The following is a 14,890-nucleotide window of genomic DNA, read 5'->3' on the forward strand; positions in this document are numbered from 1 at the left end:
GTTCTATGGCTGGTCAGTTTAAGATGGATTCTGTCCCAGGTTCTCTTGTGGTGGTAGGCGGATCGTACGAGCCTTGGCTATCTGTGTTAGAGCAGGTGGGCTGGAAGTGTCATCAAAGCGGTGACCTGCGCAAAGCCGATGCACTTTTGGCTGATATTGGGCCCTGTATCGGGATTGTGGATCTCAGCCATGATGAATTTAGCCTCAATGGCATTGCTAACTTGGTCAGTGCACACAAACACGTTCGTTGGCTGGCGTTTATTCGCGAGTCTCAACTCAGCTCTGACACGATTTGCCAGTTTATCGTCAACTTTTGTATCGATTTCTTCACTGCCCCCATTCCGGATGCTCAGCTCCTGAGCACCATTGGGCACCAACTTGGCATGCTCAAATTAGAGAAGAAAGTGTGGCCAAGTTTTGGCAATAATCAGGATATGGGGCTTATCGGCGATTCCATTCCGATGAAGCGCTTACGTGATCAGATAAAACGGATCGGCCCAACCGATGTGAGCATTCTTATTTATGGCGAAAACGGTACAGGCAAAGAGACAGTGGCTCGCGCGGTACATAAAATCTCGTCGCGTGCACACAAGCCGTTTTTCTCAGTGAAGTGTCGAGCGTTAAGCGAAAAGCGCTTTCAAGCGGACGTGTTTGGCATTGGCGCGGACGACAATGCAGGGCCATCGATTCTCGAACAGGCTGACGGCGGCACCGTGCTGTTCAACGATATTCTAACCATCTCAAAAACTCAGCAGTTGAATCTGCTGCGTTTCTTACAAGAGGGAGCCATCGAAACCAACGATGGAATGAAGAGCGTCAATGTTCGCATTTTAGCCGCGAACTCATCGGATATTGAGAAAGCATTGATCGATGGCGATTTTAACGAAGAGCTTTATCACTACATCAATGTACTACGCATCAATGTGCCGAGCTTAAAGGAGCGAGCTAGCGATATCGGCCTTTTGGCGCGCTATTACTTGCAGGAGTTCTCCAAAGAGTACAACTCGCAAGCCAAAAGTTTATCCGAAGATGCGCAGCGTGCCCTAACACGCTATTTTTGGCCGGGTAACGTACGTGAGTTGATGAATCAGATCAAACGTGCGGTGTTGATGTCAGACAACGTGATGATCGAGGAATCGCTGCTTGATCTCCCCAAGCGGGGGGAGAGTAAACGCAGCCTAAAGAGCATTCGAGAAAAGAGTGAGCGCGACGCATTACTGCTGGTGTTGGAATCTCATTCAGGCCAAGTGTCGAACGCAGCCAAAGAGCTCGGTGTTTCACGGGCGACGATGTACCGTCTGCTGAACAAACATAATCTGATTTCTGAACAAGTCGTTTAAATTGGTTGATTCTTACAAGGCCACGTCATAAGTGGCTTTTTGTTTTTAGATTCAGTGGAAATTTTTATATTCTATAGTTGAATATCTTATTCCTAACGTTATGTGCAATTTGTGTATAGGGAAATCTACGGTATTTTTACAATTACATAAAAAGTGTTTGATTATAAGATGCTTTTGGCTAGAATTTAACCGTGACTATTTAGTCACATCCTATCAAATCGTTTGGATTAATAACCTCAGGAGGGGCATAACATGTTGAATCTTTTTGCACATCAACCCGCTTTTGCTTCTCGAGATACACATTCATCTGTGATGTTTGCTGGTGTTGGCGCAGGCGCTGATACCCGTATTGATGGTTAGTTAATCCGCACCTTTAGTTTGTAATTGGGCTGCGGAAAATGGCAGCTCGGTTAGAGACATTCGTTATCTTCATTTTTAGTGTCTGCCATTTTTCTCAGCAAAAATTTTGTTTTTGGAGAAAAATTATGCGTCATTCTATTTATTTGAAATTAGCCACTTTGCTGGTACAAGCCGATCTAAAACGTGAAGAACGCCAATGGGCAGCCCGCGTTCGCCGCAGTAGTTATGATGTTCCTTGGGCCAATGCGTTTTTGCTCAAAGATATCGGTTTGGACGAAGGTGGACGAATGAATCCGAATACGGTACCCGATGATGTTAAAGTCGCTCGTCGCATTCGTCATATGCGTCGGGTATTAAGTGCGCGAATACCGACGTAATATTGAGGCTGCGACGCGTTTTGGGTCGCAGCCTCAACTGATTACGGGCAAGGGTTGGAATAAGTGGTGCCAATCTCCTGAATTTTAGTTAATACCTCTTCACTTAACTCAATATTAATGCTGTCAATATTGGCTTTAAGCTGTGCAATGCTGGTTGCGCCGATGATATTGGCAGCGACAAATGGGCGCTGGTTGACGAAGGCCAGTGCCATTTGAGCTGGATCTAAGCCTGCCTCTTGTGCCAACGCGACATAGGCTTGTGTGGCCTTAATCCCTTGTGGAGTAAAATAGCGTTGAAAGCGTTCAAACAGGCTGCATCTTGCATCTGCTGGTTTGGCCCCATTCAAGTATTTCCCGCTCAGGCAACCAAACGCCATTGGAGAATAAGCCAATAACTGAACGCCCTCGTAGTGACTTATTTCTGACAAACCAACTTCAAAACTGCGATTGAGCAAGTTGTAAGGATTTTGAATCGAGACAATTCTCGGTAAATCATGTTTTTCGGCTAAACGCAGCAAACTCATCACGCCCCAAGGGGTTTCATTTGATACGCCGATATAACGCACTTTTCCTGCATTGACCAATTCAGTCAGCGCCTCTAAGGTTTCTATCAGAGTGACCTCTTCTAGGGCGTCTGGGTAAGGGTAGTTTAGCTGGCCGAAGCAATTGGTTTGTCTTTGTGGCCAGTGTAACTGGTAGAGATCGACGTAGTCAGTTTGCAGACGTTGTAGGCTATCGTTGATCGCCGTATGGATATGACGGCGGTTCAAACTCATGTTCTCGCGGATGTAGGGGACATTTCTTGGTCCCGCCACTTTGGTCGCCAGTATGACTTTTTCCCGTTTGCCTGATTTGACTAGCCAATTACCAATAAACTGTTCTGTAAGACCTTGAGTTTCCGCTTTGGGCGGAACCGGATACATTTCCGCGGTATCGATAAAATTGACGCCATGGTCTAAGGCGTAGTCGAGTTGGGCAAAGGCATCCTGCTCAGTATTTTGTTCACCAAACGTCATCGTGCCTAAGCATATTTTACTGATCTCAAGGCTGGAGTGGGGAAGTTTGCTATATCGCATGGCACATCCTTGTCGGTAGAGAGTGAAGTCAACTCAAGCAGAGATTTTGCTATCTCAACTGGTTGAATCGTAGGTGATCAATATAGGGGAAATTAGGCCGTTGCCCAAGTGGTTTGCGTGCCGTTCGTAATCTCGTTACTTTTGACTAAACTGGATCATTACAGGACTTGTTATCACGGAAGTAGGAGCAGGATGATGCAAAAACATCAACTGGATCTGTGGATGCAGAGTCATTATAAAGAGGGCGGTGGAATGCCCAAAGTGTTTGTGGTTGGTCGCTCAAATGTCAACGAGTACTCGTTAGCGGTGGAATACAAGCACCATTTTGAGCCGATTATCGATGGCGATGAGCTGATTCATTTTACCTCCTTAGAGCAGGTTAAAGACGAACTGCTGCGACTTGGGATCGATAAAGCGTATCTGCGTTTGCATAACGCTTACGAAGAGTGTGGCAGCCCTAAAGTCAGCCTTTATTGTGACATCGAAATCGCCGTTACTCCTCATTAACGGCCGCGATGAAGGCGCTTTTGAGGATCTGTTCGGTAAATTGAGTGCGCAGATAAAAACCTCTTGGTAGGGTTTTGATCGGTTTGCCGTTGGCATTATACGCTTCGGTCAGAGCGCGGCTGTTGGCGGCTTTTGGCCTCAAGTGGAGTGCTTCGCCACGTCGCGCGGAAATTTGATCGTACTGGCCGAGAGCGATCAGCTCCATCAACTCTTCCCAATCTTGGCGTAGGATCATTTCTTGTTCGGCAGAGGGGGACCAAATGAGCGGTGAGCCGACTCGTCTCATGGCGAGCGGAATTTCTCGTTCACCTTCGACCGGAATCCACAGTACGCGAGAGAGCTTGTTGCGTACATGGCTGTTGTGCCACGTTAGGCCATGAATCCCTGTTAAAGGCGCGACGCATACAAAGGTGGTTTCCAAAGGCTTGCCACTATAACTGACAGGGATACTTTTCAATTCAATCCCCAGTTCAGAGAAATCTTGTTGCGGCTTACTGCCTGCTGGGGCTCCCAAGTGCCATTCTAAAAGTTGCCCGACCCAACCTTTATCCCGCTTGAGGTTTTCGGGGACCGCAATGCCTGCTTCTTCGGCCAGTTCCGCAAAACTAAGACCAGCAATTTGTGTCGCGCGCTCAAAGAGCTCTTGTTCTGACTGGGGAACGGGTTTCATTGATAGTAGGCTCTGGCGAATAAAAGGGCTATTTTAGCAAAAAATGCTGCTTGGGAAGCAGTGCAAATCGATCAAAAAGCGTTATTTTGGGATCTTTTGACAAGTTATCCACAGAGGTCATTGCTGTTTTCACTAGTAACTCAGGTGCATGGATCAATAAACAGTACTTATATCACCAATAGAGGCTTGATTTTCTGTATGAACTCTGAGTTTGTCCTACTTTAGTGTGGATAAATTAGTCGCTGTATGATCTTTGACCGATCCGTTTGTGATTAAAAGATCACCAGGGCTAGTGTGATCTTTTAAAGAAGGTTTTTCAGTTTAATTTATTGATTTTATTTGTTTTGTTTTTATTTTTTTAGCGTTTTTTCTAGATTGTGTATTTTTTTTCTTCAAGGCATTAAGAATGTTCCTCTCATTCTACACAAAGTTATTCACAGAAAAGGTGAATAAATGTGGGCAATGTCTCAATCTGATGTTGATAACTGGTATATCGCTGTAAAGTTATGCACTAAAGCTCGAAACGCGATAAATCTTAGCGATATCACATCAGTAAGTTTGCTACTGCTGGGGATATGTGGAAAAATCACTGTAATAAAAATTTATTTTAGAGGTTAGCCAGTGATAGATGGCGATGGTTACCGGCTGAATGTTGGTATAGTGATTTGCAATAACCATGGTCAGGTCTTCTGGGCTAAGCGATACGGGCAACACTCTTGGCAATTTCCTCAAGGGGGAATTGATGATGGAGAAACTCCAGAACAGGCCATGTTCCGTGAGTTGTACGAAGAAGTCGGTCTTACACACAAAGATGTTAAGATCATAGCGAGCAGTCGTCACTGGTTAAGATACAAATTACCAAAACGTCTGGTTCGCTGGGACTCTAAGCCTGTTTGTATCGGCCAAAAGCAGAAATGGTTTCTTTTGCGTCTTGAATGTGATGAATCCAGGATTGATATGCAAAGAGGAAGCTCCCCTGAATTTGATGGTTGGCGCTGGGTGAGCTATTGGTATCCGGTTAGACAAGTAGTCTCATTTAAACGCGATGTTTACCGTCGGGCGATGAAAGAGTTCGCCTCTTTAGCTATGCCTTTTCGAGAACGTAAGGTGAAAGGTAAGAAAAGCAAACGCAGAGGATAACTATGCTGAGCCAACTAAGGGAGATAGTTGAAAAAGTTTCTCGGGTCGAAGATGTTCACCTAGCATTGAACATTTTAGTTCGAGAAACTTGTACAGCATTGAACACGGAATGTTGCACCATTTACCTCGCGAATGAGGAGAGGCAGCGCCTAGAGTTGATGGCAACGCAGGGGCTGATTTTCCAGGGAGATAGTATCCACATTCGTTTTGAAGAGGGGTTAGTGGGTTTGGTGAAGCGCAGTGCCGAACCGCTTAACTTGGCCGAAGCGTCTAAACATCCTGCATTTAAATACTTTCCTCAATTGGGCGAAAAAGTTTACCACTCTTTTCTTGGGGCGCCGATTATTCACCGTAAAAAGGTGCTTGGAGTGTTGGTCATCCAGCAGAAAACGCCGCGCCTGTTTAATGAAATGGAAGAGTCATTTCTGGTGACCTTGTCTGCGCAGTTAGCGGTGTTGATTGCGCATGCGCAAAGCCAAGGGCACTGGTCTCTCTCCTCTAAACCCGCCGCTATTCAAGGCATTGCCGCTTCCAGCGGCGTCGCGATTGGCGAGTTTTGGTTTGATAACTCTCAGCCGCAGCTTTCAGAGGTATGTCCGGCATCCACTCTGGATAAAGAGCGTGAACAAGAGTGGCTGCTGGTCTCTATAGAAGCTGCCTTAGCCGATTTCCGGCGTATGCGTAAAAAATTCGACAGCGAAATCAACAAAGATGCGCTGGCGATATTCGACTTGTTTACCCATTTGCTCAATGATCCCATGTTGCGCACCGATTTGAAAAAGCATATCGAACGGGGTGACCGCGCAGATTGGGCGCTGCGTCAAGTGGTGGAAAGCTACTCCAACCGCTTTGCCCGTATGTCGGATGTCTATTTGCGTGAGCGTGCGCAAGACGTGCGTGAGCTTGGGCAACGATTGCTCTTTTTTCTGCACAATAGTGAGCATGAATTGCAACCTGTTGATCGTCCAGTGATCTTAGTCGCTCATGAGCTGACGGCTTCTCTGCTCGCCTCCATTCCTAAGGAATACTTACTGGCGGTTGTTTCTCTTGAAGGTGCCGCCAACTCGCATGCGGCGATTTTATCGCGCGCCTTAGGCGTACCCGCAGTAATGGGGGCCAACCTCAATCTGGCAGAAGTTCATGGCAAGAAGGGGATTGTTGATGGCTATACTGGTGAAATTTACCTAGAGCCAAACAAGCAGATCCTGCGTGAATACCGCAATCTGATCACGGAAGAGACCGAACTGCATGCCATCGTTAACCAAGAGTTGGCGGAGCCTGCGCAAACGCTAGATAAAGTAGCGGTGGAACTGTTGCTCAATGCAGGGCTCAGTGCCGATAGCAATATCGCCATTAACTCGGGAGTAGATGGCGTGGGATTGTACCGCACCGAAATTGCATTTTTGCTGCAACATCGATTTCCTTCCGAAGAGGAACAATGGCAGCAATATCGAGCTATTCTCCACAGCTATTCTAACCAACGAGTAGTGATGCGCACTTTAGACATCGGTGGAGACAAAGCGCTGCCCTATCTGCCAATTGAAGAAGATAACCCGTTCCTTGGTTGGCGAGGGATACGTTTTACCTTAGATCATCCTGATATTTTTCTCATTCAAGTGCGCGCGATGTTGCGTGCCAGTGTCGAGCACAACAATCTTAGTATTTTGTTGCCGATGATTTCTGGCGTGCGGGAGTTGGATGATGCGGTTCGTTTGATTGAGCAAGCCTATCAAGACGTGCTGCAATTTGCCCCGCAAGTACAACGGCCAAAAATTGGTATTATGATCGAAGTGCCGTCCATGGTGTATTTAATCCCAGTAATCGCCAAGCGGGTCGATTTTGTTTCGGTGGGAACCAACGATTTAACCCAGTACTTATTGGCGGTTGACCGGAACAATTCGCGGGTCGCGGATGTCTACGAATCGATGCATCCTGCGGTGATGCAAGTGCTCAGGCATATCCGCCAACAGTGTGAAAAGTACCAGTTACCCGTGTGTATCTGTGGGGAATTGGCTGGTGATCCTTTTGGTGCTTTGCTGTTGCTTGGCTTGGGATATCGCAGTTTAAGCATGAACACCTCCAACGTGGCAAGGATTAAGTATTTGATTCGCCACAGTCAGCTCAGTGACTTACAACAACTGGCGCAACGCGCGCTCGACATGTCGTATGGCGATGAAATTAGCCAGATGATGCGAGCGTATTTTATTGAACATGATTTTGCTGGTTTTGTTCGTGCCAGTAAGAAGTAGAGTAGGTTTTCGTGAACATTGAGTTGTTGATGCTTTTGTTGGCACTAGGTGCTTTTGTCGGTGTGATGGCGGGCTTGTTGGGGATTGGCGGTGGGCTGATTGTGGTTCCGGCGTTACTCTATCTATTGCCTTGGGCGGGAATACCCACTGAGCTGAGTATGCACATGGCTCTGGCGACCTCCCTTGCGAGCATTATTGTCACCTCGGGCTCGTCAGCACTTAACCACCTCAAGCTGGGTAATGTCGACATGTTCGTCGTCAAATGGCTGATGCCCGGTGTGGTGGTGGGCGGCTTTATTGGTGCCAATATTGCTGAATGGATCCCAACCCAATACTTGCCGAAAGTGTTCGGTGTCATTGTTCTGTTTCTTGCTTTGCAGATGTTTCGCTCCATTCGTGCCACTTCGCAGAAAAACATGCCAGGGAGTCTGCTGACTATGGTGTACGGCAGTGGCATTGGCGTGGTTTCAAGCTTGGCTGGCATCGGTGGCGGCTCGCTTTCGGTGCCGTTTCTCAACCGACACGGGGTCGAAATGCGCAAAGCGGTCGGTTCATCCTCGGTGTGTGGCTGTGTGATTGCTATTGCGGGGATGAGCGGTTTTATTTTGCATGGTTATCAAGCGCAAGGTTTACCGAATTACAGCATCGGTTATGTCTATCTGCCTGCTCTGGCTGCGATTGCGGGGACTTCGATTCTGACCACGCGATTTGGTGCTAAATGGGCGACCACGCTTCCTACCGCCGTGCTGAAAAAAATCTTTGCACTGTTTTTAATGTTTGTAGCACTCACCATGTTACTCTAATTCGAAATTTCTCCAGCTGTTAACATTAAGAGTACCTATTTATGTCTCAGGGATACCTTACCTTTCCCAATATTGATCCTGTGTTGATTTCTATCGGCCCCATTTCCGTTCGTTGGTATGGGCTGATGTATTTGGTCGGATTTATGTTTGCCATGTGGCTGGCCAATCGGCGAGCGGATAAGCCCAACAGTGGCTGGAACCGCGAACAAGTTTCCGATCTATTGTTTGCAGGGTTTCTTGGCGTGGTCGTTGGTGGGCGTTTAGGCTACGTGCTTTTCTACAACTTTGACCTGTTTTTAGCTGATCCGCTGTATTTGTTTAAGGTTTGGACAGGCGGTATGTCATTCCACGGCGGCTTGCTTGGTGTGATTACTGCGATGTTGTGGTATGCCAAGAAGCATGGCCGCACCCTCTTTGGTGTCGCAGATTTTGTCGCACCGTTAGTGCCGTTTGGGCTTGGTGTTGGTCGCCTTGGCAACTTTATGAATGGCGAGCTGTGGGGCCGAGTAACTGATGCGCCTTGGGCGATGGTTTTCCCGACGGGAGGGCCACTGCCTCGCCACCCTTCACAACTGTACGAAATGGCGTTAGAAGGCGTGGTTCTCTTCTTTATTCTCAACTGGTTTATCCGTAAACCTCGCCCGCTTGGCTCGGTCTCTGGGCTATTTTTGGCTGGATATGGTACATTCCGCTTCCTTGTGGAATACGTACGTGAGCCGGATGCGCATTTAGGTCTGTTTGGTGGTTTCATTTCGATGGGGCAGATCTTGTCTTCTCCGATGATCTTCGGTGGATTGGCACTAATGCTGTGGGCTTACAAACGTGGTCACTACCAAGATAAAGCAAGTGCATAGTAAGGAATTGAAGTGAAACAATATTTAGAACTGTGTCGCCGCATCGTCGATGACGGACACTGGGTTGAAAATGAGCGCACCGGTAAGCGCTGTCTTACGGTGATCAACGCGGATTTAACCTACAATGTTGCCAACAACCAATTCCCTCTAGTGACAACACGTAAGAGTTTTTGGAAAGCGGCTGTGGCTGAGCTGCTGGGTTACATTCGTGGGTATGATAGCGCCGCGGATTTTCGCAAACTTGGCACAAAAACTTGGGATGCCAATGCTAACTTAAACCAAGCATGGCTTAGCAACCCTTATCGCAAAGGGGAAGATCACATGGGCCGGGTTTATGGAGTTCAAGGACGTTCTTGGGCCAAACCGGATGGTGGCCATATCGACCAGTTACGCAAAATTGTCGATGACTTGAGTCGTGGGATTGACGATCGCGGTGAAATTCTCAATTTCTTCAACCCCGGTGAGTTTCATATGGGTTGCCTGCGACCATGCATGTATAGCCACCATTTCTCTTTGCTTGGTGACACCTTGTACCTCAACAGCACCCAGCGTTCATGTGATGTCCCATTAGGGCTTAATTTCAACATGGTTCAGGTGTATGTGTTTTTGGCTATCATGGCGCAGATAACCGGCAAAAAAACGGGTCAGGCCTACCACAAGATAGTCAACGCACACATCTACGAAGATCAGTTAGAACTGCTGCGAGAGGTGCAACTGAAACGTGAGCCTTTGGCGCCGCCGACCTTCCACATTAACCCTGAGATCACATCGCTCGAAGATTTGGAGACTTGGGTAACGCTAGACGACTTCTGGGTGGAAGGGTATCAGCATCATGATCCGATCCAGTATCCGTTTTCGGTTTAACGTCACTTGTTCGATAGCAAGTCAGTGATTAATGAAGGGCTCAATGGAGCCCTTCTTGCTTTCCGATGGCATGATTCAGGCATTATTTCAATGCATTAGCAACGAATTTATAGATGGGATCGGCTTGGGCAGGTTTGGCGATGGCTGGGCTAATGAACTTAGGTGGTAAGAGTATTTCATCTTTCACTAACGCTTTGATCGCGGAGAAATAACGAATCTCGGTTTTACCCGCGAGAAGCAAATTGAAGTCATCGCCTAGGTTGTCATACGCGTTGAGAATTTGCCGAAATCCGCGCAAATATAAGTAATCTTTAGTGTAACCACCACCACGGTAGACGCGCGCTGTGATGGTAAAGGCGGTCATATCGTCGGCCTTGTATTGCTCTTTCAGTAGCAAAAAGGTGTTTCTAAAATCGCGGTCTTTGATCATCGACTCCACCGCCACAACGCGCAGGGCCAAGGTTCTCAGCCGTTTCAAACTAAAATGGCCAGAGAGAAACTCACACAGTATCGCCAGCCCTTCTTGCGTGGTGGTGTTGACTGGGCAACCAAGGCTGAGCAATTTTAGCGGTTGAGCGCGGCCATTCAAGGTGGTTAAAAGATGGACGCCAAGCTCATGATGAGCGAGGGCATGTAACTCTTTGGTGGTGATGTTGGCCGAGGCGTTGATCTTAACCTTAGTGCCCGAAACAAGGGCATTGGCGATCATGCTGGGATTGATTTCAATCTCGCCACTGTAGCCGTGTTCTTGGCAAAATTGCCCCATAAAGGCGGCGATAGCATGGCAATCGTGTCGTGATTCTTGCTCTTCTTCTGTCGGTAAATGCAGAAGAAAATGGGCGTTACGCACATCTTTGTCGCTTGGCTCGCCATAATAACGTAACGAGTTATACAGAAATTCAGCCTGACCAATTGAGCAGAGCTGATCGAGCTTATCCGCATAAGACTGGATAACATCGATATAAAGCTGTCGTAGCGCTGGGTGTTCAATCTGTTCGATCGGCAATGCATACAAATTGCGTTTAGCGAGATGAACATCCAACGATTTTGTTTGGTATTTGAAAGCAGGTTCAACGGAGAAGCGATTGTCAAAGAAGCGTTGACGCTCTTCTTTGTAGTTAAGAGGTGTCACACTGCTGAGAATATCGATGTCTTCAACCAGTGGAGCCAGTTGTTCATCAATCGTGCTGGCGACTGAAAGTAGCTGTTGTTTATCTGTATAGTCCATCATACCTGCTGCTCGTTTTTTCTTTAGTGTGTCTTAGCTGGCGATATTTGCCAATTAAAACCTTGTGTTCGAGCAAAACAAAGAGGGAAGCATTCGCTTCCCTCTTATTGGATATCCGTCAATATTAAGCGGTAAAGGCGAGAATAGCGCCAGGAATCAACAGAAAGACGGTCAATAGATAGCCAGCGACAACCGCTTTGTTTTTCATTGCCATCTCAGAGATGAGCTCTGCACCTTTGAGTGGAATCTCACGTAGGAATGGGATTCCGTAGATGAGCAAGGTTGCCAGAACATTAAACGTTAAGTGGACCAGAGCAATTTGCAGTGCAAATACGGCGAACTCACCCGACACCGCGGTTGCGGCGAGGAGCGCAGTAATACAAGTACCGATGTTCGCGCCAAGTGTAAAAGGATAAACATCACGCACTTTCAAAACGCCTGTGCCCACGAGTGGCACCATCAAGCTGGTGGTGGTTGATGACGATTGAACTAAGACAGTCACGACTGAACCAGACACGATGCCGTGAATAGGACCGCGACCAATCGCGTTTTTCAAAATATCGCGAGCACGGCCAACCATAAGGCTCTTCATCAGTTTGCCCATCACAGTGATGGCAACAAAGATAGTTGCAATACCCAAGGCAATCAGCATTACGCCGCCGAATGTTTCACCAAATGTGCTGAGTGGCCCTTTAATGGCGCTGACAACAGGTTTGGTGATTGGCTTGATAAAATCAAAGCCCTTCATGCTCATATCACCTGTATTCAGCAGAGGTGATACCAGCCAGTGAGACACTTTTTCTAAAATGCCGAACATCATTTCCAGTGGAAGGAAGATAGCAACGGCGAGCAAATTGAAAAAGTCATGAATGGTGGCACTGGCAAAAGCGCGTTTGAACTCTTCTTTGCAGCGCATATGACCGAGGGAGACCAGCGTATTGGTCACCGTGGTACCAATATTGGCACCCATCACCATAGGAATGGCGGTTTCGACAGGAAGGCCGCCTGCTACTAGGCCGACGATAATCGACGTAACGGTACTGGAAGATTGAATCAGAGCTGTTGCGACCAAACCAATCATCAGGCCAGCAACAGGGTGTGAGGCAAATTCAAAAAGCACTTTGGCTTGATCACCGGTTGCCCACTTGAAGCCACTGCCGACCATAGATACTGCTAAAAGCAGTAGATATAACATGAATGCCAAGTTAGCCCAGCGGAGCCAGCGAGTTGTCACCGAAATCGGCGCCGCTGTAGTTGTAGCTTGGTTCATCATAATTTTCTCCATTGACCGCAAGAATAGGTGTTTGGTCTGTTGTTGAAACTGAGGGCGATACTAGTGGGGTAATATTTCATTATTATTACAGTTCGGTGTCACAATGACTTTTTCTGTCGTGCTCGAGGTTTTTCGCAGTGAGATAGGTGCTTTTGTTTATTAACTATTTGATTTTAAGTTGATATTTATTTTGGTGGTATTGAGGCTTTTTTGCTTTTTGAGTGGGCGATGTGTCACAAAATATGACAATATGAAATTAATATCTTCGGTATTAATATGATTATCTATGCTTTGTTTCGGATTATTCGATATGTTTGCTGCCTTTTGTCATATTTGCTATAACTATCGTTCGCACATTTTAGGTCAATCATCATGTCACATCTCAATTATAACCACTTGTACTACTTCTGGATGGTTTGCAAACAAGGCTCGGTGACCAAAGCAGCCGATGCGCTTTTTCTCACCCCGCAGACAGTGACCGGGCAAATCAAAGCGCTGGAAGATCGGATGAAAGGCAAATTGACCAAGCGCAACGGTAGAACGGTCGAGCCGACAGAGCTGGGGCAATTGGTGTTCAAATATGCTGATCGCATGTTTGGCTTAAGTTATGAGATGCTGGACATCGTTAATTACAGTCAACACTCAAATATTTTGTTTGAAGTGGGGGTTGCCGATGCACTGTCGAAACGCTTGGTGAGTAAGGTTTTGATGACGACGGTGCCGGAAGATGATCGTATTCATCTGCGTTGTTATGAGTCGACGCACGAGTTGTTGTTAGAACGTTTAGCTCAACATAAGCTCGATATGATCCTTTCTGACTGTCCTGTGGATTCGACCCAAAGCCCAGGTTTATATAGCAAGAAATTGGGTGAAAGTAGCATGAGTTTCTTCTCATCAAGCAAATTGGACAGCACTGACTTTCCCGCTATCTTAGAGCGTAAGAAATTGCTGCTGCCGGGTGGTCGGACGGCGATGGGACGTAAGGTGATGCAATGGTTTGACCGTCAAGGGATGCAACCGGATGTGCTCGGCGAGTTTGACGACGTGGCCTTAATGAAAGCGTTTGCCCGATACCACGACGACGTGATTTTTCTTGCACCAACTGTGTATATGTCTGAGATAGAGGACGACCGCACATTGCAGTTGATCGGTCATGTTGAAGATTTGAAAGAAGAGTACTACGTAATCTTTGCGGAACGAATGATTCAACACCCCGCAGTGAAAAACGTTTGTGACGCAAATTTTAGTCAATTGTTTACATGAACGAGTTCCTTCAATACTACGAATAGATTACTATCTACAAAAGTATAAACTCAAACTATAAAATTACTCTTACACAACTATCTGCAACAACCGTTGGGACATATAAGTTGTAGCTCGGGGACCAACCAATGAACTTAAAAGAAATGGAGCAGAATTCTGCTAAAGCTGTCGTGCTGTTAAAAGCAATGGCGAATGAACGGCGTCTACAAATCTTATGCATGCTGCACAATCAAGAGCTTTCAGTTGGCGAACTCTGTTCTAAACTAGAACTGAGTCAATCGGCACTTTCTCAACACTTGGCGTGGTTACGTCGCGATGGCTTAGTGTTGACGCGTAAAGAAGCACAAACCGTTTACTACACGTTAAAAAGTGAAGAAGTCAAAGCGATGATTAAGTTGCTCCACAGCCTTTACTGCCAAGAGTCGACGCGTGAATAGAGTGGTAATGTGATAAAGAACATCAAAAAAGCTGGCGCCAATGCCAGCTTTTTTATTGCCTGATGCCAGAGCGTAGACAGAATTTAAATATAAAAAAACCGGCGTTAAGCCGGTTTTTTCTTCACTGAAATCAGAACGCTATTACAGAGCTTTGATTTGTGCAGCGAAACGAGACTTGTGGCGAGCAGCTTTATTCTTGTGAATAAGGCCTTTAGTCGCCATGCGGTCTAGGATTGGTGTAACTACAGCGAAAGCCGCAGTTGCGCCTTCTTTGTCGCCAGCAGCGATTGCAGCAACAGTTTTCTTCATGTAAGTGCGCATCATTGAACGACGGCTAGCATTGTGCTGACGACGTTTTTCAGCTTGGATAGCGCGCTTCTTAGCAGATTTGTTATTTGCCAAGGGTCTAACTCCCAAAAACTTTAGTTCGGTGACAATTTAAGGGCGAG

15 protein-coding genes are annotated in these 14,890 nt (G+C 46.8%); 10 read left to right on the forward strand and 5 right to left on the reverse strand.

The features are described 5' to 3' along the window. Nucleotides 1–5 precede the first annotated feature (5 nt). Nucleotides 6–1,340, forward strand: a complete 1,335-nt coding sequence (gene vpsR, locus UF06_RS07800) for a cyclic-di-GMP-binding transcriptional regulator VpsR (RefSeq protein WP_045569936.1) — start codon at nucleotides 6–8, stop codon at nucleotides 1,338–1,340. Nucleotides 1,341–1,825: 485 nt separating this feature from the next. Next, nucleotides 1,826–2,077, forward strand: coding sequence for a hypothetical protein (locus UF06_RS07805; RefSeq protein WP_045569937.1), 252 nt, complete (start codon nucleotides 1,826–1,828; stop codon nucleotides 2,075–2,077). A gap of 41 nt (nucleotides 2,078–2,118) precedes the next feature. Here UF06_RS07805 and UF06_RS07810 read toward each other — a convergent pair whose 3' ends face one another. Then, a complete protein-coding gene (locus UF06_RS07810) occupies nucleotides 2,119–3,153 on the reverse strand; it encodes an NADP(H)-dependent aldo-keto reductase (protein ID WP_045569938.1) in 1,035 nt (344 codons plus the stop codon). Nucleotides 3,154–3,348: 195 nt separating this feature from the next. Between UF06_RS07810 and UF06_RS07815 the strand changes: the two genes are divergently transcribed. Further along, complete coding sequence (locus tag UF06_RS07815) at nucleotides 3,349–3,660, forward strand: DUF6482 family protein (protein ID WP_045569939.1); 312 nt, start codon at nucleotides 3,349–3,351, stop codon at nucleotides 3,658–3,660. On the opposite strand, the gene mutH is transcribed toward UF06_RS07815, so the two are convergent. After that, complete coding sequence (mutH, locus tag UF06_RS07820; protein ID WP_045569940.1) at nucleotides 3,647–4,330, reverse strand: DNA mismatch repair endonuclease MutH; 684 nt, start codon at nucleotides 4,328–4,330, stop codon at nucleotides 3,647–3,649. The two genes, UF06_RS07815 and mutH, sit on opposite strands and share 14 nt — an antisense overlap. Before the next feature lie 621 nt (nucleotides 4,331–4,951). Here mutH and rppH point away from each other — a divergent pair. From rppH to UF06_RS07845, 5 genes are read left to right on the forward strand one after another with little or no spacing between them, the layout of a single operon-like run. Continuing rightward, nucleotides 4,952–5,470, forward strand: a complete 519-nt coding sequence (rppH, locus tag UF06_RS07825; RefSeq protein ID WP_039424132.1) for an RNA pyrophosphohydrolase — start codon at nucleotides 4,952–4,954, stop codon at nucleotides 5,468–5,470. A 2-nt stretch (nucleotides 5,471–5,472) separates the two neighbouring features. Further along, nucleotides 5,473–7,719: a phosphoenolpyruvate--protein phosphotransferase gene (gene ptsP / locus UF06_RS07830; protein WP_045569941.1), complete on the forward strand. Its 2,247-nt coding sequence runs from the start codon at nucleotides 5,473–5,475 to the stop codon at nucleotides 7,717–7,719. A gap of 11 nt (nucleotides 7,720–7,730) precedes the next feature. Then, nucleotides 7,731–8,522 carry a sulfite exporter TauE/SafE family protein gene (locus UF06_RS07835; protein ID WP_045569942.1) on the forward strand — a complete coding sequence of 264 codons (792 nt, stop codon included), beginning with the start codon at nucleotides 7,731–7,733 and terminating at the stop codon, nucleotides 8,520–8,522. 41 nt (nucleotides 8,523–8,563) lie between these two features. Further along, nucleotides 8,564–9,376, forward strand: a complete 813-nt coding sequence (gene lgt / locus UF06_RS07840; protein ID WP_045569943.1) for a prolipoprotein diacylglyceryl transferase — start codon at nucleotides 8,564–8,566, stop codon at nucleotides 9,374–9,376. A 12-nt stretch (nucleotides 9,377–9,388) separates the two neighbouring features. After that, the gene (locus UF06_RS07845; RefSeq protein WP_045569944.1) at nucleotides 9,389–10,240 is read left to right on the forward strand and encodes a thymidylate synthase; all 852 of its coding nucleotides are present in this window, start codon (nucleotides 9,389–9,391) and stop codon (nucleotides 10,238–10,240) included. An 82-nt stretch (nucleotides 10,241–10,322) separates the two neighbouring features. Here the strand turns inward: UF06_RS07845 and UF06_RS07850 are convergent, their stop codons facing one another. Beyond that, the gene (locus UF06_RS07850; RefSeq protein ID WP_045569945.1) at nucleotides 10,323–11,471 is read right to left on the reverse strand and encodes a flavohemoglobin expression-modulating QEGLA motif protein; all 1,149 of its coding nucleotides are present in this window, start codon (nucleotides 11,469–11,471) and stop codon (nucleotides 10,323–10,325) included. 121 nt (nucleotides 11,472–11,592) lie between these two features. Then, nucleotides 11,593–12,741 (reverse strand): Na/Pi symporter, encoded by a 1,149-nt coding sequence (locus tag UF06_RS07855; protein WP_045569946.1) that lies wholly within the window; start codon nucleotides 12,739–12,741, stop codon nucleotides 11,593–11,595. Between the two features lie 372 nt (nucleotides 12,742–13,113). Here UF06_RS07855 and nhaR point away from each other — a divergent pair, with 372 nt between their 5' ends. Together nhaR and UF06_RS07865 are read left to right on the forward strand one after the other, a co-directional pair. Then, the gene (nhaR, locus tag UF06_RS07860; protein ID WP_045569947.1) at nucleotides 13,114–14,004 is read left to right on the forward strand and encodes a transcriptional activator NhaR; all 891 of its coding nucleotides are present in this window, start codon (nucleotides 13,114–13,116) and stop codon (nucleotides 14,002–14,004) included. 128 nt (nucleotides 14,005–14,132) lie between these two features. Beyond that, nucleotides 14,133–14,441 (forward strand): metalloregulator ArsR/SmtB family transcription factor, encoded by a 309-nt coding sequence (locus UF06_RS07865; protein WP_045569948.1) that lies wholly within the window; start codon nucleotides 14,133–14,135, stop codon nucleotides 14,439–14,441. Between the two features lie 141 nt (nucleotides 14,442–14,582). Here the strand turns inward: UF06_RS07865 and rpsT are convergent, their stop codons facing one another. Further along, a complete protein-coding gene (rpsT, locus tag UF06_RS07870) occupies nucleotides 14,583–14,843 on the reverse strand; it encodes a 30S ribosomal protein S20 (RefSeq protein ID WP_039424157.1) in 261 nt (86 codons plus the stop codon). Between the last annotated feature and the right edge of the window lie 47 nt (nucleotides 14,844–14,890).

The organism is Vibrio sp. S234-5 (assembly GCF_000960595.1).
Taxonomy (GTDB): domain Bacteria; phylum Pseudomonadota; class Gammaproteobacteria; order Enterobacterales; family Vibrionaceae; genus Vibrio.

Coding starts and splice junctions, on each gene's coding strand:
- vpsR (WP_045569936.1), top strand. CDS start 6: ATGGCTGGTCAGTTTAAGATGGATTCTGTCCCAGGTTCTCTTGTGGTG.
- UF06_RS07805 (WP_045569937.1), top strand. CDS start 1,826: ATGCGTCATTCTATTTATTTGAAATTAGCCACTTTGCTGGTACAAGCC.
- UF06_RS07810 (WP_045569938.1), bottom strand. CDS start 3,153: ATGCGATATAGCAAACTTCCCCACTCCAGCCTTGAGATCAGTAAAATA.
- UF06_RS07815 (WP_045569939.1), top strand. CDS start 3,349: ATGCAAAAACATCAACTGGATCTGTGGATGCAGAGTCATTATAAAGAG.
- mutH (WP_045569940.1), bottom strand. CDS start 4,330: ATGAAACCCGTTCCCCAGTCAGAACAAGAGCTCTTTGAGCGCGCGACA.
- ptsP (WP_045569941.1), top strand. CDS start 5,473: ATGCTGAGCCAACTAAGGGAGATAGTTGAAAAAGTTTCTCGGGTCGAA.
- lgt (WP_045569943.1), top strand. CDS start 8,564: ATGTCTCAGGGATACCTTACCTTTCCCAATATTGATCCTGTGTTGATT.
- UF06_RS07850 (WP_045569945.1), bottom strand. CDS start 11,471: ATGATGGACTATACAGATAAACAACAGCTACTTTCAGTCGCCAGCACG.
- UF06_RS07855 (WP_045569946.1), bottom strand. CDS start 12,741: ATGATGAACCAAGCTACAACTACAGCGGCGCCGATTTCGGTGACAACT.
- nhaR (WP_045569947.1), top strand. CDS start 13,114: ATGTCACATCTCAATTATAACCACTTGTACTACTTCTGGATGGTTTGC.
- UF06_RS07865 (WP_045569948.1), top strand. CDS start 14,133: ATGAACTTAAAAGAAATGGAGCAGAATTCTGCTAAAGCTGTCGTGCTG.